This is a genomic window from Leeuwenhoekiella nanhaiensis (assembly GCF_002744755.1).
GTDB classification, from domain to species: Bacteria; Bacteroidota; Bacteroidia; order Flavobacteriales; family Flavobacteriaceae; genus Leeuwenhoekiella; species Leeuwenhoekiella nanhaiensis.
In genome coordinates, this window is record NZ_KZ319289.1 from 45,732 (window position 1) to 66,131 (window position 20,400).

A 20,400-nucleotide genomic window follows, 5' to 3' on the forward strand; every position below is an offset into this window, starting at 1 on the left:
CAAAAATTGATCGGCAAAGATAATTTTTGGGCCTTAATGTGTGTTAGAAGTAGATGTTAAAATTACTCTACTATAAATTTACCTTTCATCACACTGTAGTGACCGGGAAAGCTACAAATGAAGTCGTAGGTTCCGGGAGCAGGAGGGTCAAACTCAATAGTGTCAGACTGGCCACCGCCCAGCATTTTAGTATGTACAATCACAGCGTCTGTATCTGCAGGGATGTAACCGTTGTCGCGTGCGGCAGAAGCTTTAGCTCCAAAAGCAGGAATTTCGGTTCCCTGAGTAAGCAACACGAAATTGTGACCCATTACTTCAACAGCTTGTTTACCTACGTGTCTTAGCGTAAGTCTTACTTTTTTACCTGCAGGAACTTTAATCTCGTTCATATTGAACTTCATCATATCGTCTGCCAGTAATACAATCTCGGTTACGTTTTCATCGGTTTTCTTTTCAGTGTCAGAGCTTTTGGCACCAATGGTAACGGTTTCTTTTTCTTCTTTCTTTTTGTCGTCACCACAAGCGCTTAGTGATACAGCGAAAAGAAGTGCAAGGGTTATTTTTAATAGTTTCATTTTTAAAATTTTAATTGGAGGACTAATATACATAAGATTTTAGCGCAGTACAATATTATGTATGCTCTTGAATAAATTGCAGGCTGCGTTTCTCACAGTAGGTGTGGCGCTCAAAAAGCATAAAGCCAACGTGTCCACCTGTTTTGGGCATTTCCAGGAAGAGCTGGCTATTGTTTTGAGCAGCTTCAACCGGATAGCAACTCGCGTTGAGAAAGGAGTCGTCTTTGGCGTTTAAAATCAAGGTGGGAACTTTAATATCTTCTAAAAACTGCTTGCTGCTGCTTTGGGTATAATAATCCATCGCATCTTTAAAACCGTTGGCAGGCGCCGTATAAAGTTCGTCAAAGAGCCGTAGAGATTTGATGTTTTTGTAATCCTGTTTGCTGAGTTCTTCAGGATAACGCCCCAGCTTTTGACGGTATTTGTCGCGCAATCCTTTAAGAAAAGACCAGCGGTACACCCAGTTTTGTTTTTGTTGTAAAGCTTCCAGCGAATCATACAGATCTACCGGGGTTGAAACGGCGACTCCCGCCCTGATGCTTTCCGGCCGGCTTCGGTTTTCGCCCAGGTATTTCAGGACCAAATTTCCGCCCAGACTAAAACCACATAAAAAAATTTGATCGTAATCTTTAGCAGATTCTACAAAAGCAACCACATCTGCAACATCATCTGTAGCGCCCGAATGGTACGAACGCAGATGCAGGTTAGTCTCGCCGCTGCAGCCTCTAAGGTTAACAGCAGCACAGTCAAAGCCGTGAGCATTTAGAATTTTTGTGGTGCCTGCCATATAGGGCCTTTTAGCATGGCCTTCAAGACCGTGAAAAAGCAATACCACCTGTTTTGCTTTGCTTTCGCCCTGCGAAAAACTCCAGTCAATGTCCAGAAAGTCCCCGTCTTGCAGGTTAATGCGTTCGCGCTCGTAGCGAAGACCGGTTACCGTTCTGATCTTTGCAGCAAAAATCGTGTTGAAATGCGCATTCTTAAAGGGAGCAGGAGCTTTATAGGTAGATTTAACAACAGGCATTTCAGGGCTAATAAAGGCTTGATTTTGCTGTCGAAGATACCCTAAATATCACAATTGGGAGGTTTTCTCGACTATTAAGGTTTTTGTAAAGTCTTATGCGCGCACAAGATATTATGTAATTTTGCAATCTAAATTGAGCTTATGTACACCAAAGAATTTGAAATACGCTGGAGTGATATAGATGCTAACCGCCATCTGGCCAACAGTGCTTACATCAATTTTATGAGTCATACTCGTATGGCTTTTTTAATGGAAAACGGTTTTGGACAGGAGGAAATGGCTAAGCATAACATAGGGCCCGTTGTGTTTTACGAGCATATGTATTATTTCAAGGAAGTGTTTGCGGGTAAGCCTGTAAAGGTGTCTTTGCAATTAAAAGGCCTCGCTGAAGATGGAATGTATTTTGAATTTGTACACAATTTTTACGATCAAAAAGGTCGAAATTTTGCAAGCTGCGAAATGATGGGCGCCTGGATTGATCTTAAGGAACGTAAACTTACCGCACTTCCGGAAGAGCTGTTCAAAAACCTATCTTCCTTAGAGCATACCGAAGATTTTAGAACCCTTACCAAAGAAGATACCCGTAAATACGGCAAAAAGCCACAGGATCTTAGCTAGTTTTGGCGGTCTTTTTTGTGCGTGTCGAAAGGTAAACGCCTGTAAAAATCATCAGACCGGCGATTAAACGTACCGGAGTGATTCGGTCTGCGCCTGTAAGAACAGCAAAGAGCACAGCAATAAGCGGTTGCAGATAAATAAAGGCACCTACTGTAGAAGCTTTTAGCGTTCGCAAGGCATACAGATTGAGGAAATAGGTTGAAAACGTAGTCCCTACCACCACAAATATCATAACCCAGATTGCCCAGGCTGGTAGATTTAACCAGTCTACCGCGGCAAAATCGCCATAGGTAAACGGAAGGTTTAAGAAGACACCGGTTAGAAACAACCACTTCATCATCGTGACCGTGTTGTACTTTTTGGTGAGTGGTTTAATCAAAACCAGATACACGGCATAAGCCGAACTGTTGATCAAAAACATAATATTCCCCAGTGGAATATTTGGTGCGTTTTGCTGGGTTGAAGCGCCAAAAAGTACCAAAACCAAAGCCCCAAGCATACCAATCGCGATACCCAGAATCTTTAAAGCGGAAATTTTTTCTTTTAGAAATAGCGCCGAAAGCACCAGCAAAATTACGGGGCTGAGCGTGATGATGACCGAACTGTTAACCGGTGTAGAAAGCTGTAAACCGGTAAAAAAGGCTAGCATATTGATAAACATGCCAAAAAAGGCGCAGCCCAGCAGGCGCCAGTAATCGCTGCGGTCAATTTTTTCCGATTTGGTAAACAGACTTACAATCCAGAACAGGACCGAAGCTCCCAAAACCCTAAGTAAAATAAACCCAAACGGACTTATAAACTGAGGCATAACGCCTTTGGCCAGCGTGTGGTTGATACCGTAGATCGTTCCGGCCAGGGTTGCTGCGACGAGCGCCAGCGTGCGTTTGCTCATAGCCGGGGCTTAATTGTGGATGGCTTCTTTGGCCGCTTCAACCGTTTTTTTACTGTTACCTATAAAAATCTGATCGTTGTTTACAATTACCGGTCTTTTGAGAAAGGTATAATGCTCCAGAATCAATTCGGCATACTTCTCTTCATCAAGCGGCTCATTGTTGAGGCCGCGCTCGCGGTAGAGACGGGCGCGTTTGTTGAAAAGCGCTTCGTAGCTTCCGCTAAGGTTGTAAAGCTCGTCAAGTTGTTCTTCGGTAAGCGGGTCTGTTTTAATGTCCTGCTGTATAAAGGCCGAAGGCAATTCGATTTCCTTCATAATACGGGTACAGGTATCACAGGTTGAGAGGTAATATATTTTTTTCAAAACTCAATTTTTTAGAATTTCTGCTCTGCAAAGTAATCGCATTTTGGGCTAAAACGGTACTTTTATCGGCGTAGCCAAAGGTATAATGTCTGAGGCTTGTCTTAAAATTTAAAAATGGTTCCCAACAACGACCCCGAAGGCTTGTCCCGAGGTAGATTTTTCCAAATTAAAACTATGACTCCAATTCTCGATTTCACCCTTACAAACACCTATAAAACCCGTGCGATCCTTAAAAATTACCTGGAAAACATTTCTCTAGAAGATCTCAATAAAATACCCGAAGGTTATAACAACAATATCTTTTGGAATATCGCGCATCTTGTGGCTACCCAGCAGATTTTGGTGTATAAATTTTCAGAGGTTCCGGCTTTGGTTTCAGATGCAATCATAAATGCCTACAGAAAAGGCACAAAGCCCGAAGGCGATGTCACTCAGGCCGAAGTTGATGAAATCAGGGAACTGCTTTTTAGCACGCTAGATCAAACCAAAAAAGATTACGAAGCCGGTACGTTTAAAACCTACAACAGCATCACCACGTCTATGGACAGCACGCTGACTAATGTTGACGAGGCTATTGCCTACAATAACTTTCACGAAGGCATCCACTTGGGGTCTGTACTGGCTTTACGCCACGCTATAGGTTTGGTTTAAGAAAGTCTTTAACCTCAGCAAGATCAAACTTCAGGATCAGTTGCCCGTCTGCGTAAGAGGCAATTTCATACGGATTGTAGAGCAGAATGAGTTGCTCGTTTTTAAAACCGATGTTTTGAGGCAACGTAAAGGTGTCTTCGGCAAAGAAATAACCGGTTTCGCTTAAATCTTCCTCAGGCTGCAGCTGGTATTGACTTCTGAAACGTTTTTCAGCTAAACGCTTAAAACCTTCTAGATCCTGAAAGAGCATTTCGGGGCTAAGAACCTGTTGTAAATCTTTGTCAAAATTAAGAAAATGGGTGCTGCCGTATCCGTGAGCACCCCCGTAATACGTGTAATCATCAAAAGTCAGGCAGAGTATCTTGCCGTTGTCAAAACCAATAGAACAGGTGCTGTTTACCTCATATTCGGGAATGGCGTCAGGGAAATCATTTCGATAAACCCGGTAATTCTGTACAAAATTTTCAAGCGCCTCATCCAGGGTATGTGATTTTTTAGCTTCGTCAGGGTCCATAATAAGTAAATCAACGAGGTGTTGGTCTACAGCCTTATTGATGGTGTCTGCAAAAGCACCGCCGCCCATGGTTACCCGGTCAATGGAGATATCCGGACACAAACCGGTATCGCAAAGAGCCAAATTTTCGGTTTTGATAACCTTTAAATCATAGGTTAGCTTGGCCTCTTCTTTCTTACAGGCAACTAAAATCATAAAAAAACTCAGGATCAGACTTACTTTTTTCAAACCAGATTTATTTCGTGTTAAACATAAAATAAAGGTACACCCAATTTTGGGAATGGAGCTTGGGCTTCCTACATTTACGTGCTAGATACTGAAATTTTAGAGGATATGAAATTCAATACCAAAACCATTCACGGAGGACAACACAATACAGATCCCGCTTACGGAAGTGTAATGCCTCCTATATATCAAACTTCAACCTACAGCCAGACGACTCCGGGTGGGCATAAAGGTTTTGAGTATTCGCGTAGCGGAAACCCCACGCGTAAAGCTCTTGAAGATGCATTGGCTAGTATTGAAAACGGCGAGTTTGGTCTTGCTTTTGGTTCGGGTCTTGCCGCTATTGATGCAGTGTTGAAACTGTTTAAACCGGGAGACGAAATCATTTCAACTAACGACTTATACGGAGGTTCGTATCGTTTGTTTACCAAAATTTTTGAAGATTTTGGTCTGAAATTCCATTTTGTAGCTATGCAGGATACTTCAAAAATTGAAGCTGCAATAACCGATAAAACCAAACTCATTTGGGTAGAGACTCCTACTAACCCGATGATGAATATTATAGATATTGAAGCCGTCTCTAAAGTGGCTAAAGCACACAATCTGCTCCTTGCGGTTGATAATACCTTTGCAACACCCTATTTGCAGCAGCCTTTAGATTTAGGTGCAGATATCGTGATGCACAGTGTGACTAAATACCTGGGCGGTCATAGCGACCTGGTGATGGGAGGTCTGGTTGTTCGGGATAAGGAATTGGCAGATAAATTGTATTTTATTCAAAATGCAAGCGGTGCCGTTTGTGGCCCACAGGATAGTTTTCTTGCGCTTCGCGGAATTAAAACCTTACACGTGCGTCTGCAAAGACATTGTGAGAATGGCAAAGCCGTCGCACACTTCTTAAAGAGCCATCCCAAAGTTGACAAGGTCTACTGGCCCGGTTTTGAAGATCATCCCAATCACGATGTGGCTAAAAAGCAAATGAAAGATTTTGGGGGAATGGTTTCTTTTACAACTAAAAATGATTCGCTTCAGGGAGCGGTTGAGGTTGTTGAAAAGTTAAAAGTATTTACCCTTGCTGAAAGTTTAGGTGGGGTTGAAAGTCTTGCGGGCCATCCGGCAAGTATGACACACGCCAGTATTCCTAAAGAAGAACGTCAAAAAACCGGAATTAAAGATTCACTCATTCGTCTGAGTGTAGGTATTGAAGATGCAGAAGATCTTTTAGAAGATTTAAAGCAGGCTTTAGGTTAAGAGCAGTTTATCAGAAGTTGAGGTAGTAGATATAGCCTACATTGAGCCATACGATAGAGTCGTCGTATTTATTCGGAGGATAAAATTGGGGGTCAGGATTGAGACCATCTACCCAGTTTGAAAAATACCGGTGATAGCGCAACTCCAGGTTGATGTCGCTTAAAACATTCAATTTATAACGTATACCTACACTGCTTGTTATCGCCCAGGTATTGCCGGGGCTGTCATCTAAACCGCCTAACTCTCCATCTCCTACCAGAAATGGATTAAAATAAATATCCTCGGGTAGTGCCCCGGGAGTATCAAGGCTCGATTTATATTTAGGCTGGTAGCCCACGTAATGTGCTCCTAAGGAGATATAAGGTGCTACTTTATAAGCCCCTGCCTGAAAATCTCTAATGCTCAGCGGAAAGTACTCCAGTTGCATCCCCAGCTCAAAAACCAAGGAGCTTCCGGTGTGGGAGCGTAATTGTAAACCTCCTAAAGATTGTTTCTCAGACTCATAACCCTCATGGGTAAATTCAGTATAATGCAAATCGGCTTCAGAACGCAGCTTAAAGTGATCATTAAAATAGGTGTCGCGTGAGTAGCAGTTACAGTCAGCGCGATAAGCAAAGTTCATATAATGCACAATCCCAACACCCACACCCTGATTGTTGATGTTGGTATCATAATCATTTCGCAGTCCAAAGTCAGATTGAAACAATAAGGGTCCGGCAATAATCCCCACCTCATGTGAAAAGCCCAATTGTGCTTTACCGGAGATTGGCATGAAAAGCCAAAAGGACAATACCACAAGTAAGATTTTGGTATTCATTAGGTTTGGGGAAATATTCGTGCACAAATATAGGAAAACTTGCAATTTAACCTAAAATTGTGTTTATCGTCTATTTTTTATTTGAAATTTGATAAAAATGGATTTTCAATATTAAGAATATCCAAAAATATGAAGGTCATTTTTGACGATATCATATATTTGTGCAGAATTAGAGCCTTAAAAATTATAATTTCTAAAAAAACTTAAAAATGACAGATAGCATAAAAAAGTTTGTCGACTCTGTTGAAAAGGCAAATCCTAATGAACCCGAATTCATTCAGGCGGTTCAGGAGGTCGCAGAGACGGTTATTCCATTTATAGAAAACAATCCTAAATATCAGGGCAAAAAACTTTTAGAACGCATGGTTGAGCCAGAGCGTGCTATTCTGTTCAGAGTTCCCTGGGTAGATGATAATGGCGAAACTCAGGTCAACAAAGGGTATCGCATAGAGTTCAACTCGGCGATAGGTCCCTATAAAGGTGGTTTGCGTTTTCACCCTTCGGTAAACCTGAGTATTTTAAAGTTTTTAGGTTTTGAACAGGTTTTTAAAAACAGCCTTACCTCATTGCCTATGGGCGGAGGTAAAGGAGGTTCAGATTTCAACCCCAGAGGAAAGAGCGATGCAGAAGTAATGCGCTTTTGCCAAAGCTTTATGACGGAATTGTACCGCCATATAGGTCCTAATACCGACGTACCTGCGGGTGACATAGGTGTTGGTGGTCGTGAGATTGGCTATATGTTTGGTCAGTACAAGCGCATTCGCAATGAATTTACCGGCGTTTTAACCGGAAAAGGATTGTCTTATGGCGGTTCTAAAATTCGTCCGGAAGCAACCGGTTACGGTAACGTGTACTTCACCAAGTATATGTTGAATAATATCGGTGAGAAGATTTCAGGTAAAACCATCGTGATTTCAGGATCGGGTAACGTGGCGCAGTATGCTGCCGAAAAAGCCACACAGCTTGATGCTAAGGTGGTGACCCTTTCTGATTCAGACGGATTTATTTATGACGAAGCCGGAATAGGTAAAGAAAAACTGGCTTTCATCATGGAAATCAAAAATGAGCGTCGCGGTCGTATCAAAGAATATTTAGATAAATATCCTGATGCAGAATACCACGAAGGCAAAGCGCCGTGGGGTATAAAATGCGATATTGCTCTGCCTTGTGCCACTCAAAATGAGTTGGATAAGGAAGATGCAGAACTTCTGGTTAAAAACGGCGTGATGAGCGTAGGAGAAGGAGCCAATATGCCTTGTACTCCCGAAGCTATTGAGGTGTTTCTTAAAGCTAAAATTTTGTTCTCTCCAGGTAAAGCTTCTAACGCTGGTGGAGTGGCAACATCAGGTCTTGAGATGTCTCAAAACAGCATCCGCTACAACTGGTCTGCAGAGGAAGTTGATAAAAAGCTTCACGAGATTATGTACGATATTCACAAATCATGTGTGGAGTATGGGAAGCAGGAAGACGGTTTTGTTGACTATGTAAAAGGAGCAAATATTGCCGGTTTCGTTAAAGTGGCAGATGCTATGCTGGCACAGGGAATCGTATAAACAGACTCTTGCTCATAAATCAAATAGCCCCGGGAAATGCACCCGGGGTTTTTTTATGTCAGAAATTGTACTTTTAGCTTGCTTCAAAACCGGTTATGAAACCTAAATTGCTCACATTTCTTTGTTTGGTACTGGTGACTCTGGCCAGAGCTCAGGATTATTCAGATTCCTGGACCGGTTATTTTTCCTATAGTTCGATCACGGCGGTGACTCAGGGTGGTGAGCGGGTTTTTGCCGCGGCTCAAAACTCGGTTTTTAGTTACGACCTTAATGCCGATGAAATCACAACCTATTCCACCATTCATGGGCTTACGGGCGAGCAGATAAGCGCTTTGCATTATTCGGATGCTCAGGATATTCTCTTTGTGGGTTATGCTTCGGGACTTCTGGATCTGGTTCTCCCTGATGGAAACGTACGAACGCTGGTCGCCATACGTGATAAACCGGTAATCCTTCCTCAGGAGAAAATCATCAACGGCTTTCAGGAATTTGAAAACACACTCTACATAGCAAGCGGCTTTGGTATTTCCTTATTTGATTTGCAACGTCTGGAATTTGACGACTCTTATTTTATAGGTCCTAACGGGTCTCGCATTCCTATCGCACAAACCGCCATTTTTGATGGATTTATTTATGCCGCCTCGCCTACGGCCGGTTTACAACGCGCTAATGCCTCAAACGCAAATTTGATTGATTTTCGCAATTGGGAACGTCTCGACGCCGCAGGTTGGCTAGGGATACAGGTTTTGGGCGAAAAGCTGGTGGGAGTAAAAACAGACCGAAGCCTTCAGGAATTCGATGATACCGGTTTTGCAACCCTTGAAACGCTTCCGGCACTTCCGGTTGATTTTCAAAGTAACGGCACTCATCTGAGTATTAGCCTTGCTGATGGTATTTTGGTCTACGATCAAAATGGAGTGCGAAGTGCGACCATTCCGCTATTTTCTGAATTTCCTGGGCTTTATACTTCGGGACTTTTTAGCGACGGTCAGGTTTATGCCGGGACTTCGCAAAGCGGAATGTTGCTTGTTCCATCAAATGCTTCCGCTCCTTTACAAATTTTGCCGGACGGCCCATTACGCAACGATCCTTTCAGTATTGAAGCGGCACCGGGTCAGCTTTGGGTAGTTTACGGGGATTATTCCGCAAATTATAATCCGTTTCCCTTAAAACAGCGCGGCGCTTCGCATTTGACTTCTGAAAATGGCTGGCAAAATATACCGTATGACGAACTTTTGGGCGCTAATAATTTGACTAACATCACCTACAATCCGGAAGACTTTTCGCAGGTATTTTTAAGTTCGTACAATCAGGGTTTGCTTGAAGTGGTCGAAGAAGTAGCGGTAAAAATTTTTGATGAAACCAATACCGGCCTGAGTGATATTCCGGTCAACCCAACCGATGTGCGTATCAACGGCGCTGCTTTTGACCGGGAAGGAACGCTGTGGATGACCAACAGCCAGGTTGAAAATGCCCTGGCACGAAAAACCGGAGACAAGATTCAGGGTTTCTCCATTGCTGAGCTAATTCCCGATTTCCCGATGGTTGAAGGCTACACCGAACTCGTTATAGGCAGGCAGCAAAATGTGTATTTTGGCTCTTCAAACCGCGGTCTCATTGCTTATGATCCGGATGCCAATCGGTTTGCACGGCTGGATGCCGAGCGTTCAAATTTACCTTCAAATGCGGTGCAGGCGCTTGCTGTTGATGCTAACGGAAGTCTCTGGATAGGGACCGCTCAGGGCTTACGGGTGCTTTTTTCACCGGGACAAATCTTTGAAAATCCTGATTTGCAGGCACGACCCATAATCATAGAAGAAAACGGTGTGGCGGTCGAGCTGCTCAACGATCAGGTTATTCGTTCTATAGCCGTTGATGGCAATAACAACAAGTGGGTGGGAACCATTTCCAGCGGTGTATTTTACTTCAGCGCCAATGGTCAGGAAACCTTATTACAATTCAATACATCAAATTCTCCGCTCCCCTCTAATAATATTCAGGACATCACGATAGATGACGAAAGTGGCGAAGTCTATTTTGCAACTCCGCTGGGACTGGTTTCTTATTCCGGTTTTGCGGTGGCACCTAATGAAACCCTCGAGGAAGCTCGTGTTTTTCCTAATCCGGTAAGGCCGCAGTTTACCGGGCAGGTAACTGTAGACGGCTTAACCGAACGCGCCAATGTGAAGATTACCGATCTCAACGGTAATTTGGTGCACGAAGCCGTTTCTGAGGGTGGAAGCATTCAGTGGGATACGGCGGTTTTTGGAGGCAATAGGGTAGCTTCAGGGGTGTATTTTATTTTGATTACCGCGGAAGATGCGGTGGAGACGAAAGTGGTCAAACTAATGATTATACGCTGATGCTGGTAACGACAAAGGCATTGGTGATTTCAGCTCTTAAATACGGGGAGGCAGACCTTATTGTGAAATGTTATACCCAGGAGGCGGGGCTTAAATCCTATTTATTACGCGGTATTCTTAAATCGAAAAAAGGAAAATTGCGCACCGCGATGTTTCAGCCTGCGATGCAGTTAGAGCTTGTGGCGGTGCACAAAGACAAGGGCACGCTAGAGGGTATCAGGGAGGCCAAAGTCATACAGCCTTACGTGAGTTTGCACACCGATATTCTGAAGTCGAGCATTGTATTGTTTCTTTCCGAAATGCTGCGCAACTCCATTCAGGAAGAAGAAACAAACCGGCCGTTATACGCGTTTTTGGAGCACGCTTTCTTATGGCTCGACCTGCACGGGCATTCGGCTAATTTTCATTTGTTGTTTTTGCTGGAATTGACCAAATACCTTGGTTTTTACCCCGACACTTCTACTACTGAATACGAATACTTCAATCTCGAGACCGGCATTTTTGAAACCACAGAGAGCCGCTATAGCATTTCCGAAGAAAATTTAGACACTCTTAAAGCTTTGTTGGGTACAAATTTTGATGCTCTATCTGAGATTAAATTGAACCAAAAACGAAGAACGAGCTTTGTAAATATGCTGCTGGCGTATTATGAATTACATTTGCACGGCTTTAGAAAACCAAAGTCTCTGGCGGTTTTAAGCAGCTTGTTCAACTAAAAATCCACTATGCGGATTCTTTTTACGCTTCTTTTTTTTACCTCTTTCAGTTTCGGCATTTTTGCCCAGCAAGTACGCATTTTTGATCTTCAAACCGGTGAACCTATTGAAAATGCCAGCCTTTACAATACCGAAAAAAGCCATTCTGCAGTTTCTGACGCAGCGGGTTTTGTAGACGTTTCGGCATTTACCAATGGGGAAACCATTTTTATTTCGCACGTATCGCACCTTACCAAAAAAACGACAAAAGCTGCCCTCATTGCAGCCGGGAATGTGGTTTATCTTGCAGATGACGAAAACCTGCTGAACGAGGTGGTGCTTTCGGTATCTAAGTTTGAGCAAAAAGAACGCGAAGTGGCTCAGAAAATCATTTCGCTTGACGCTGAAGATGTAGAACTGAAAAATCCGCAGACCGCCGCCGATTTATTAGACCAAAGCGGGCAGGTGTTCGTTCAAAAAAGTCAGTTGGGTGGCGGCAGCCCGATGATACGCGGGTTTTCAACCAATCGCCTGCTGATTACGGTAGACGGAGTGCGAATGAATACGGCGATTTTTCGCAGCGGAAATCTTCAGAATGTAATCAATATTGATCCGCTTACCGTAGATCAAACCGAAGTTATTCTGGGTCCGGGCTCAGTAATTTACGGGAGTGATGCGGTAGGCGGGGTGATGAATTTTTACACTAAAAGACCTGCGTTTTCTTTTGAGGAAACAACCAGTTTCAGCGGGCAGGCATTAACGCGTTATGCCACGGCAAACAACGAAAAAACGGGTCACGTTGAGTTCAATATCGGCCGGAAGAAATGGGCTTTTTTAAGCAGCATCAGTTATTCTGATTTCGATGATCTTAGAATGGGTAGTCACGGGCCCGACGACTACCTGAGACCGGAATATGTGGTTACCCAAAACGGTGTGGATGAAGTCGTTGAAAATGAAAATCCTCTGGTGCAGGTGCCCACCGGTTTTGACCTGTTGAACCTGACTCAAAAAGTGCGTTTTATGCCTAATGCGGTTTGGGATTTTAATCTGGGATTACATTACAGCACGACCTCAGATTATGCACGTTACGACCGCCTTACCCGTAAGCGCGATGGTCAGTTGCGGGCAGCCGAGTGGTATTACGGACCACAAACCTGGTTTATGGGGAATTTTCAGATTGACAAAAAGGGAAATGGTGATTTTTACGATGAAGCCCGATTAAATGCCGCCATTCAGTATTTTGAAGAAAGCCGAAACGACCGCGATTTCGGAAAAACCGATTTATTTACCACTCAGGAGCAGGTAAATGCCTATTCATTGAGTGCAGATTTTACTAAAAAACTACGAGAGCATCGCCTGTTTTACGGTTTAGAATATGTTTTAAACAGAATTGGTTCGTACGGCAAGCAGACCGATAGTACTAACGGATCAGAAACGCCAACGGCCAGCAGGTATCCCGATGATTCGAGTTGGCAGTCGTTTGCCGCTTATGTGAGCGGCCAGTTCGATATAGCCGAAGCGCTTACACTGCAAACCGGATTGCGCTACAATCAAATTTTAGTAAACGCTACTTTTGACGATGCGTTTTATGATTTTCCGTTCGAGGAAGCCGATTTGAATTTTGGGAATGTCACGGGTTCTGCAGGCTTAAACTGGCAGACCAATGAAACCCTAAATTTACGCCTCAATCTGGGTACCGCTTTTCGCGCACCCAATATTGACGATATTGGGAAAATCTTTGACAGCGAGCCCGGTTCTGTTGTTGTCCCCAACCCCGATTTAAAAGCGGAATATGCCTATAATGTGGAGATTGGCGCCGGTTTACGTCTGGGCGAAAAATTGCGTTTAGACTTCGCAACCTATTACACCAAATTGAATAATGCGCTAGTGCGCCGCGATTTTAATCTGAATGGCGAAACCACGATTGACTATCAGGGTGAGCCCAGCACGGTGCAAGCCATACAAAATGCGGCAAGTGCAGAAGTTTATGGTCTGGAAGCCGGTTTGGAATATCTCTTTACCAAAAATCTGAAACTTACCTCCCAAATCAATATTACCGATGGCAGTCAGGAAGAAGATGATGGCAGCGAGGCTCCATTGCGTCACGCTGCGCCCACTTTTGGGAACACCCACCTCATTTACCGCATGAAGCGCTGGAAGTTTGATGCTTCTGCAGTTTACAACGGGCAGTTTGATTTTGATGAACTCGCCCCGTCTCAGGTAGGCAATGCCTATTTGTACGCACTTGACGCTAATGGGAACCCCTATTCGCCGCGTTGGTACACACTTAACCTGTACAGCGAATACCAGATCGCCAAAAACTGGAAAGCCACCGCCGCTTTAGAAAATATTACTGATCAGCGCTACCGCCCGTATTCTTCAGGAATATCAGCTCCCGGAAGGAATTTTATCTTGGCGTTGAAGGTTGGGTTTTAGAAAAAATTTTCTCTTTCTGCGAAAAAAGGGTGTTTACCCCCCCCCTGTAATTAGTTAAGGTTATTTAGATTGCTACAAATAATTTTAAATAAGTGTTATGAAACAGTTTTACGTTTTAGTCTGGGTCTTTTTTCTGGTTTTTGTTTTAGGATTTTTCTCTTGTGAAAAAAACGAAGAATTTATTTCTACAGAAACTGCAGTGGTAAATGATATTTCTGAGAGTGGATTGAAAGTTCCTGACCTTCAAGATGTAAAGATTAATTTTAAATCGAAAACATCCATAAATAAACTTTTTCAGTCTTCAAATAGTTCAAAGTCTAGTACAGGTAGTGATTTGAATTTCAGTATTGATTGGGAAAGCTCTTTCCCTACTGAATTCAATCCCGAAATGAATTTAGATGTCCTATATACACCTGTTCATTTTAACAGTACAAAACGTATTAAAAGTTTTATCGCCTCGGCAACAATCAATGACACATTGGTTTCGCAAATTGTTACTTTGGCCTATGTGGGTAAACCCAGTCTAGAGTATTTCAATGGCTATATCTTTTTTCATGATTTAACTGGAGCGTTTAAATCCAGTTCCTATTATGAGTTTGGAGAAAAAATAAAAACTTCTTATGCTTTAAATACAAAGCGAAATTCAACAAATAAAGGGAGTTGTGCAGCAGCACAATTTGAGTATATATTGGAATATGGTCTTGATGGATACGAGGACTTTTTTGGCCCGGGTTTGTGTACAGAAGTTACAGTAGTTGCTGAGATAAGCAGTTCAGATGGTGGCGGTGGTGGCGGAAGTAATAGCGATTTCCCATCATCTGGAGGGATGTACATTCCAACCTATAGCGGTGGCGGTGGCGGTGGCGGATCGGGTGGTGGAACTTCAACTCCTTCTCCTACGTCAACTCCATCAGTTGATGACGGTTCTAATGAACCAGTAAGTACTTTAGAGCCTGATCCTTATTGGCAAGAAATTATTGCTCCTAATGAGTCTATGATAGCGACACTTGCTACTGAATTGAATCTCAATTCCACCCAAGCGGAATGGTTGCAGAATACCCAAAATAATGTTAATCTAAGGCTTTTACCTTTTCAGATAATTAATTTTTTAGACCAGAATTTATGGGGCATTGAAGCCAAAAACTTTGCCCAAGAGGCGATAGGGGTTTTGATGGATGATGGTAAGGTTTTCTGGGAAGAAGGTATAATTATAACGAAAGATGTAGAGAAATGTGCTCCTGGCATTATTTCAAAATTAATTATTGATAAGACATACCTGGATTTAGGAGATATGGATCAGAGTGTAGTTGAACAACTTAACCTAGCAGGACATATTCTAGATATTTTTAATAGTTCCAATAAGTATAATTTGATTTTTGACGCTGCATATCTGCCTTTGAATAGTGCTGGCCAAAAAAGAAATGCAATGACAACACCTGAAAGAGATCCAAATAATCCGTACATTATAAATTTTCGTATTACTTTAGACAAAGGTTTGATAAATAATGCTACTGACCTTGCTATTGCAAGAACAATAATTCATGAATCGTTACATGCTTATTTATCATATAAATACCAAGATCAACCATTTTCGGATTTATCATCATCTTTGAGAAAACTCTTAGAAGCTAGTGGGTTTAGTAGTGATAAGGCACAGCATAACCTTATGTCGCAAGAATTTGTAAATGCTATTTCAAATTCGTTGGCAAATTGGGATAATAATCAAATTAATCCTAATTATTATGATTATCTATCTTGGTCGGGAGCTATGTTAGCAAGTCCAGCTTACCAATCATTAAGTACAGACTTTCAAAAAAATGTATTTGACGCGAATGTTGCAGAAGGTGATGCGCAAAATTCATTTACATCAAAAGCAAAAGGTAGTGTATGTCAATAAATTATAGAAACCTCTGTTTTTTACTTTTAGTCTCGTTTATAGTTGTTACTTCGTGTAGAGCACAGAACAATGCCTCGGGAAGCCATTATGTAGACTCTTTAGTGGTAAATGTATCCAATAAAATTATTCAAGATTATATTTTAAAAGATTTTAAAATTAGTAATCAAATTTTAGAAGTTACATCATATAATTCAGACAAATGGTATAAAATTACTGATGAATTTCATTTAGGGCTGATAAAACCTTTACATTTAAGCAAAACGAACGATATAATTGATTTCAATGAAATTTATTCACAAGACTATTTACTTGAGAAGGAGAAAGTTTCGCATAAAATATCGAAATGGTCGATAATTAGTCCTAATCTTGATTTCAATGAATCTGAGGAAAATGACTTGATTTTTATTTCATTACCTGTTATAGATAGCTCGGAGATGTACGCGATGTTTTATATAGAAACGAAATATTCAGGAGACTTAGTAGTTTATAAAAAGCAATATAAAAATTACTGGGAATTTTATGCAATTGGAAACATTTGGATAGAATAGAAGCATTGAACAATTAAATTCGATTCTGACGAAAATTTTTCCTAAAATACAAGCTGCGCGTTTATTCATTTAAGCTCCTATTCGCCGCGTTGGTATACCTTGAATCTGTATAGCGAATACCAAATTGCCAAAAACTGGAAAGCCACCGCCGCTTTAGAGAATATTACGGACCAGCGCTATCGACCTTATTCTTCAGGAATCTCAGCTCCCGGAAGGAATTTTATCCTGGCCTTGAAGGTTGGGTTTTGAGAATTATTTAGATTACGCTAGTTAATTTTGATTAATTTAGAATCAGCCTAGCACTTAATACTTTTTAATAGTGCGATTATTTTGTTGAAAATGTTTTCGTCGGAAGGATATGTCTAAGTTTAATGATAGATAACCTTTCGCTTAAAATCCTGTTTAACTTACACTTGTCAAAAACTTTAACAACGCTCCATTCTTTATTTAGAGGTGTTTTTTCTAAATTCCTGTTATACTAATACTTGACCTGTTGAATTTCTATAACTCGATCATATTCTTATTATTTCTTAATGTTGCTCTTGGTTTAGCTCAAAAATCTTCATTGGAAAGCACCTATTACGAACTTTTTGATTCGAATATAGGTCCTGAAAATACTAATCTTTATAAAGGCACCGTATACACTTCAAAGTACAGAAGTATAAATGAATTCACTCCAAGGCTTTATTTTGATTACATTGATGGGTCAATACTTTATGATGGTCAATGGTATTTCAGAGTGTCAATCAATTATAATGTTTATGACGATCTTATCTTGATGCGTCTGCCGATGGCTTCCAGAAATGTTTTAGTACAGCCATTGCAACAGCAAGTTGAATGTTTTCGCTTGGAGGATAGATTTTTTGTGCATATTGACTGGGAAGAATTAAAAGGTTTTTACGAGCAGCTTGTTCAATTTGAAGATTTGGATTTAGGTCTTTATAGAAAACTTAGAAAAAATCGCAATGATAAAAATAATAAAGTATACGAGTATTCAGAATTCAATGATCGAAAACCTATTTATTACCTTAAGTACGATGGAAAATATTACAATTTGAAAAGTTATAAAATTCTGAAGCAACTTTTTCCACAGCTAAGCGAAGTTATTGTTCAGGGGCATAAAGAAAGTCGAAATTTATCAAAAGTAGATGTTGCAGCTTATTATTCTCGACTTCTACAAATCATTTATAAAAATATTTCGATACACTCTTAAATGAAGAAACTTCTATCTCTTTTAGTCTATATATTTTTTCTGCAAGTACTGGAAGCGCAAACAGCAACAGAAATGGTACATGTAACATCCAAAGAGCAGTCTCTATTTGATATTTTTGAATCTATTGAATCACAGGTAGAAGTTTCTTTTTTTTATGCAGATTCTTGGATAGAAGGTGTGACTGTGACCGGAGATTTTAAAGGAACTCTGTATAATGTGCTTTCCGGTATTTTGGAAGATACGCCCCTAAATTTTTTCATAACTCAGGACAGGAGGGTCATCATAACCAAAAACAATTTAATATATAGCTCCCTGCCAGAAGGTTTTTTTTCAAAACAAAAAGATAGTATTCAAGTTTTAGCATTAGAACAACCTCGAGCAGACCCATTTTTTTATGATAGTCAAAAAATAGAGGATACACGATTTGTTAATACCGTTCGTATCGGCAAAGAAGTTCTCGGTCGTACCAAGCAGTCTTACACGGTTTCTGGGATAGCAATTAATCAGGATAGTGGCAACCCCCTTCAGGATCTCTCTATTCTTGTTGAAGATCTCGGTATTGGCACGAGCACTGATGAGAATGGGTATTATGAAATAAACCTACCGCAGGGAGAGCACACTGTTAAGTCAAGTTTATTGGGTATGCAAACGCTTGTACAAAAAGTAATTGTGTATAGTGGTGGTGAATTGAATTTAAGTCTGAGTGAAAATTACCAGCAATTGGGAGAGGTATTACTTAATTCCGGTGCTAATGCCAATGTGGAGGATGCAACAGCAGGCTCAGAAAAATATAATGTAGAAGAAAATAAAAACATCCCTTTGGTGCTGGGCGAAAGAGATGTACTTAAGATAGCCGCGACGCTACCTGGAATTTCCACAGTTGGTGAAAGTGCCTCGGGCTACAATGTTCGGGGAAGCCGAAGCGACCAGAATTTGTTTTTATTGGATGGTGGCGTAATCTACAATCCTTCTCATTTCTTTGGTATTTTTTCTGCGCTTAATCCCTTTACTACGGAAAGTGTTGAGATTTTTAAGGGTCACATGCCAGCTAGATTTGGGGGGCGATTGGCATCAGTTTTTGATATTGAGTCAAAAACACCTACCACCACAGATTTCAATGGGGAGGCTTCAATAGGGCCAGTAACAAGTAGTTTAATGTTACAGATTCCAGTTGTTAAAGAAAAATCGGGAATAATGGTTGGGGGAAGGGCTACATACTCTGATTACATTCTTCGCGCACTAGATGAGGAATCGTTGGATAACAGTAGCGCTTCTTTTTATGATATTTCCCTTAAGTATGACCACAAATTAGGTCGTTATGGAAGATTTAAAGCTTCAGCCTACACAAGCCAAGATCGTTTTAGCATTAACTCCGACTCTGTTTATGCTTATCAAAATATTATGGCTAATGTGAGTTATGCCTTTCGTCTGAGCGAAAAAAGTCGGGGTGAGGCGCTCCTTAGTCACAGCCGTTACAATTTTGAAATAGACTACGATTCTCAGAATCAAAATGCATTTGCGCAGGATTATGCTATCGCCGAAAGCGCTTTACGTTTTGATATGATCTCAAAATCTAGTGAACGACATAATTTACGTTATGGTCTAAATACCAAACTATATTCTATAAATCCTGGAAGCTTAGACCCATTAAGTAAAAGTAACCTACAGCCGATTACACTTGATAATAAAAAAGGGTTTGAGTCGGCCATTTATTTTTCTGATGAATTTGAAATTAATGAAAAGTTGCTGGTGGAAGCAGGTTTGCGCTTAAGTATGTTCAATCTTGTAGGTCCTGCAACACAGCGTATTTATGAAGAAGGCCTGCCTAAGAGCGATGAGACCGTTTCTGATGTTATCGAATATGAGAGTGGAGAATTCGCCCAGACCTATGGAGGACCAGAGTTCCGTATTTCTTCAAGATATCTGTTGAGTCGTACCTTTTCTGTAAAAGCGAGCTATAACAATACTCTTCAATATATACACACGCTTTCAAATAACACTGCTGCTTCACCAATTGACATTTATACTTTATCCGATAGAAACATAGAACCGCAGCGATCTCAGCAAGTTTCGCTTGGATTTTACAAAAACTTTGATGCGCCTTTGCTTGAATTAAGCTTAGAAGGTTACTACAAAACCTCTACGAATCTAATTGATTTTAAAACCGGGGCCTCTTTGTTCTTTAATGAATATATAGAAACCGAAGCCTTACAGGGAAATGGTAGATCTTATGGTGTCGAATTTCTTATAAGAAAGGAAGCAGGGGATTTTAATGGCTATCTTAGTTATACTTTTTCCCGATCCCTGCAGCAATTTGACAGTCTTTTTGGAGAGAATCGAATTAATGAAGGAGAATATTTCCCAACCAATTATGACAAGCCTCATGATATAAGTTTAATAACGAACTATAGGTTAACCAAACGTTTTAGCTTTTCGGGGAACATAGTATATCAAACTGGTAGACCCGTAACTTTCCCTATTGGGAAATACATCTATAATAATGCTGAATATGTGGTTTATAGCGATCGCAATCAATTCAGGATTCCAGATTATTACCGTCTTGACCTTGGTGTTAATATAGAAGGGAATCATAAGAAAAATAAGTTGGGGCACAGCTTTATAAATATTTCAGTATATAATGTACTTGGACGAAATAATCCCTATGCCGTTTATTTTGTGACTGACGCTGGTGAAGTAAAAGCTTATCAGAGCTCTATATTTTCAGTGCCGGTACCTACGATTACTTATAATTTTAAATTTTAATA

General features: G+C 41.0%; 17 protein-coding genes. 11 read left to right on the forward strand and 6 right to left on the reverse strand.

The window, feature by feature from the left end:
- Positions 1 to 62 precede the first annotated feature (62 nt).
- Positions 63 to 575, reverse strand: coding sequence for a plastocyanin/azurin family copper-binding protein (locus CJ305_RS06865; protein WP_099645528.1), 513 nt, complete (start codon positions 573 to 575; stop codon positions 63 to 65).
- A gap of 55 nt (positions 576 to 630) precedes the next feature.
- On the reverse strand, positions 631 to 1,599 hold the full coding sequence (locus CJ305_RS06870) for a YheT family hydrolase (protein WP_099645529.1): 969 nt from the start codon (positions 1,597 to 1,599) through the stop codon (positions 631 to 633).
- Positions 1,600 to 1,740: 141 nt separating this feature from the next.
- On the opposite strand from CJ305_RS06870, the gene CJ305_RS06875 reads away from it, so the two are divergent.
- Complete coding sequence (locus tag CJ305_RS06875) at positions 1,741 to 2,217, forward strand: acyl-CoA thioesterase (RefSeq protein ID WP_099645530.1); 477 nt, start codon at positions 1,741 to 1,743, stop codon at positions 2,215 to 2,217.
- Here the strand turns inward: CJ305_RS06875 and CJ305_RS06880 are convergent.
- Complete coding sequence (locus CJ305_RS06880) at positions 2,210 to 3,109, reverse strand: DMT family transporter (protein WP_099645531.1); 900 nt, start codon at positions 3,107 to 3,109, stop codon at positions 2,210 to 2,212. The two genes, CJ305_RS06875 and CJ305_RS06880, sit on opposite strands and share 8 nt — an antisense overlap.
- A 9-nt stretch (positions 3,110 to 3,118) precedes the next feature.
- The gene (locus CJ305_RS06885) at positions 3,119 to 3,472 is read right to left on the reverse strand and encodes an arsenate reductase family protein (protein ID WP_189319401.1); all 354 of its coding nucleotides are present in this window, start codon (positions 3,470 to 3,472) and stop codon (positions 3,119 to 3,121) included.
- 174 nt (positions 3,473 to 3,646) lie between these two features.
- Here CJ305_RS06885 and CJ305_RS06890 point away from each other — a divergent pair, with 174 nt between their 5' ends.
- The gene (locus CJ305_RS06890) at positions 3,647 to 4,123 is read left to right on the forward strand and encodes a DinB family protein (RefSeq protein WP_099645532.1); all 477 of its coding nucleotides are present in this window, start codon (positions 3,647 to 3,649) and stop codon (positions 4,121 to 4,123) included.
- Here CJ305_RS06890 and CJ305_RS06895 read toward each other — a convergent pair.
- Positions 4,107 to 4,865 (reverse strand): DUF3298 and DUF4163 domain-containing protein, encoded by a 759-nt coding sequence (locus CJ305_RS06895; RefSeq protein ID WP_099645533.1) that lies wholly within the window; start codon positions 4,863 to 4,865, stop codon positions 4,107 to 4,109. The two genes, CJ305_RS06890 and CJ305_RS06895, sit on opposite strands and share 17 nt — an antisense overlap.
- A 105-nt stretch (positions 4,866 to 4,970) precedes the next feature.
- Here CJ305_RS06895 and CJ305_RS06900 point away from each other — a divergent pair, with 105 nt between their 5' ends.
- Positions 4,971 to 6,113: a cystathionine gamma-synthase gene (locus CJ305_RS06900; RefSeq protein ID WP_099645534.1), complete on the forward strand. Its 1,143-nt coding sequence runs from the start codon at positions 4,971 to 4,973 to the stop codon at positions 6,111 to 6,113.
- 10 nt (positions 6,114 to 6,123) lie between these two features.
- On the opposite strand, the gene CJ305_RS06905 is transcribed toward CJ305_RS06900, so the two are convergent.
- The gene (locus tag CJ305_RS06905; protein WP_099645535.1) at positions 6,124 to 6,930 is read right to left on the reverse strand and encodes a THC0290_0291 family protein; all 807 of its coding nucleotides are present in this window, start codon (positions 6,928 to 6,930) and stop codon (positions 6,124 to 6,126) included.
- A 209-nt stretch (positions 6,931 to 7,139) separates the two neighbouring features.
- Between CJ305_RS06905 and gdhA the strand changes: the two genes are divergently transcribed.
- From gdhA to CJ305_RS06945, 8 genes are all read left to right on the forward strand, one after another.
- A complete protein-coding gene (gdhA, locus tag CJ305_RS06910; protein WP_099645536.1) occupies positions 7,140 to 8,483 on the forward strand; it encodes an NADP-specific glutamate dehydrogenase in 1,344 nt (447 codons plus the stop codon).
- A gap of 95 nt (positions 8,484 to 8,578) precedes the next feature.
- Positions 8,579 to 10,846: a type IX secretion system anionic LPS delivery protein PorZ gene (gene porZ / locus CJ305_RS06915; RefSeq protein WP_099645537.1), complete on the forward strand. Its 2,268-nt coding sequence runs from the start codon at positions 8,579 to 8,581 to the stop codon at positions 10,844 to 10,846.
- Complete coding sequence (gene recO / locus CJ305_RS06920; protein ID WP_099645538.1) at positions 10,846 to 11,562, forward strand: DNA repair protein RecO; 717 nt, start codon at positions 10,846 to 10,848, stop codon at positions 11,560 to 11,562. Before porZ ends, recO begins: the two co-directional genes overlap by 1 nt.
- 9 nt (positions 11,563 to 11,571) lie before the next feature.
- Positions 11,572 to 13,977, forward strand: coding sequence for a TonB-dependent receptor (locus CJ305_RS06925; protein WP_099645539.1), 2,406 nt, complete (start codon positions 11,572 to 11,574; stop codon positions 13,975 to 13,977).
- A gap of 97 nt (positions 13,978 to 14,074) precedes the next feature.
- On the forward strand, positions 14,075 to 15,874 hold the full coding sequence (locus tag CJ305_RS19450; protein WP_189319402.1) for a hypothetical protein: 1,800 nt from the start codon (positions 14,075 to 14,077) through the stop codon (positions 15,872 to 15,874).
- Complete coding sequence (locus CJ305_RS06935; RefSeq protein ID WP_099645540.1) at positions 15,865 to 16,422, forward strand: hypothetical protein; 558 nt, start codon at positions 15,865 to 15,867, stop codon at positions 16,420 to 16,422. The genes CJ305_RS19450 and CJ305_RS06935 overlap by 10 nt, the downstream gene beginning before the upstream one ends.
- A 565-nt stretch (positions 16,423 to 16,987) precedes the next feature.
- A complete protein-coding gene (locus CJ305_RS06940; RefSeq protein WP_099645541.1) occupies positions 16,988 to 17,635 on the forward strand; it encodes a hypothetical protein in 648 nt (215 codons plus the stop codon).
- Positions 17,636 to 20,398 (forward strand): TonB-dependent receptor, encoded by a 2,763-nt coding sequence (locus CJ305_RS06945; RefSeq protein ID WP_099645542.1) that lies wholly within the window; start codon positions 17,636 to 17,638, stop codon positions 20,396 to 20,398.
- Positions 20,399 to 20,400: the final 2 nt, after the last annotated feature.

Excerpts from the sequence above, each read along its gene's own strand:
- recO (WP_099645538.1), top strand. The coding sequence starts at position 10,846 with ATGCTGGTAACGACAAAGGCATTGGTGATTTCAGCTCTTAAATACGGG.
- CJ305_RS06935 (WP_099645540.1), top strand. The coding sequence starts at position 15,865 with ATGTCAATAAATTATAGAAACCTCTGTTTTTTACTTTTAGTCTCGTTT.
- porZ (WP_099645537.1), top strand. The coding sequence starts at position 8,579 with ATGAAACCTAAATTGCTCACATTTCTTTGTTTGGTACTGGTGACTCTG.
- CJ305_RS06865 (WP_099645528.1), bottom strand. The coding sequence starts at position 575 with ATGAAACTATTAAAAATAACCCTTGCACTTCTTTTCGCTGTATCACTA.
- CJ305_RS06880 (WP_099645531.1), bottom strand. The coding sequence starts at position 3,109 with ATGAGCAAACGCACGCTGGCGCTCGTCGCAGCAACCCTGGCCGGAACG.
- CJ305_RS06905 (WP_099645535.1), bottom strand. The coding sequence starts at position 6,930 with ATGAATACCAAAATCTTACTTGTGGTATTGTCCTTTTGGCTTTTCATG.
- CJ305_RS06900 (WP_099645534.1), top strand. The coding sequence starts at position 4,971 with ATGAAATTCAATACCAAAACCATTCACGGAGGACAACACAATACAGAT.
- CJ305_RS06890 (WP_099645532.1), top strand. The coding sequence starts at position 3,647 with ATGACTCCAATTCTCGATTTCACCCTTACAAACACCTATAAAACCCGT.
- CJ305_RS19450 (WP_189319402.1), top strand. The coding sequence starts at position 14,075 with ATGAAACAGTTTTACGTTTTAGTCTGGGTCTTTTTTCTGGTTTTTGTT.
- gdhA (WP_099645536.1), top strand. The coding sequence starts at position 7,140 with ATGACAGATAGCATAAAAAAGTTTGTCGACTCTGTTGAAAAGGCAAAT.
- CJ305_RS06925 (WP_099645539.1), top strand. The coding sequence starts at position 11,572 with ATGCGGATTCTTTTTACGCTTCTTTTTTTTACCTCTTTCAGTTTCGGC.
- CJ305_RS06870 (WP_099645529.1), bottom strand. The coding sequence starts at position 1,599 with ATGCCTGTTGTTAAATCTACCTATAAAGCTCCTGCTCCCTTTAAGAAT.
- CJ305_RS06875 (WP_099645530.1), top strand. The coding sequence starts at position 1,741 with ATGTACACCAAAGAATTTGAAATACGCTGGAGTGATATAGATGCTAAC.
- CJ305_RS06945 (WP_099645542.1), top strand. The coding sequence starts at position 17,636 with ATGAAGAAACTTCTATCTCTTTTAGTCTATATATTTTTTCTGCAAGTA.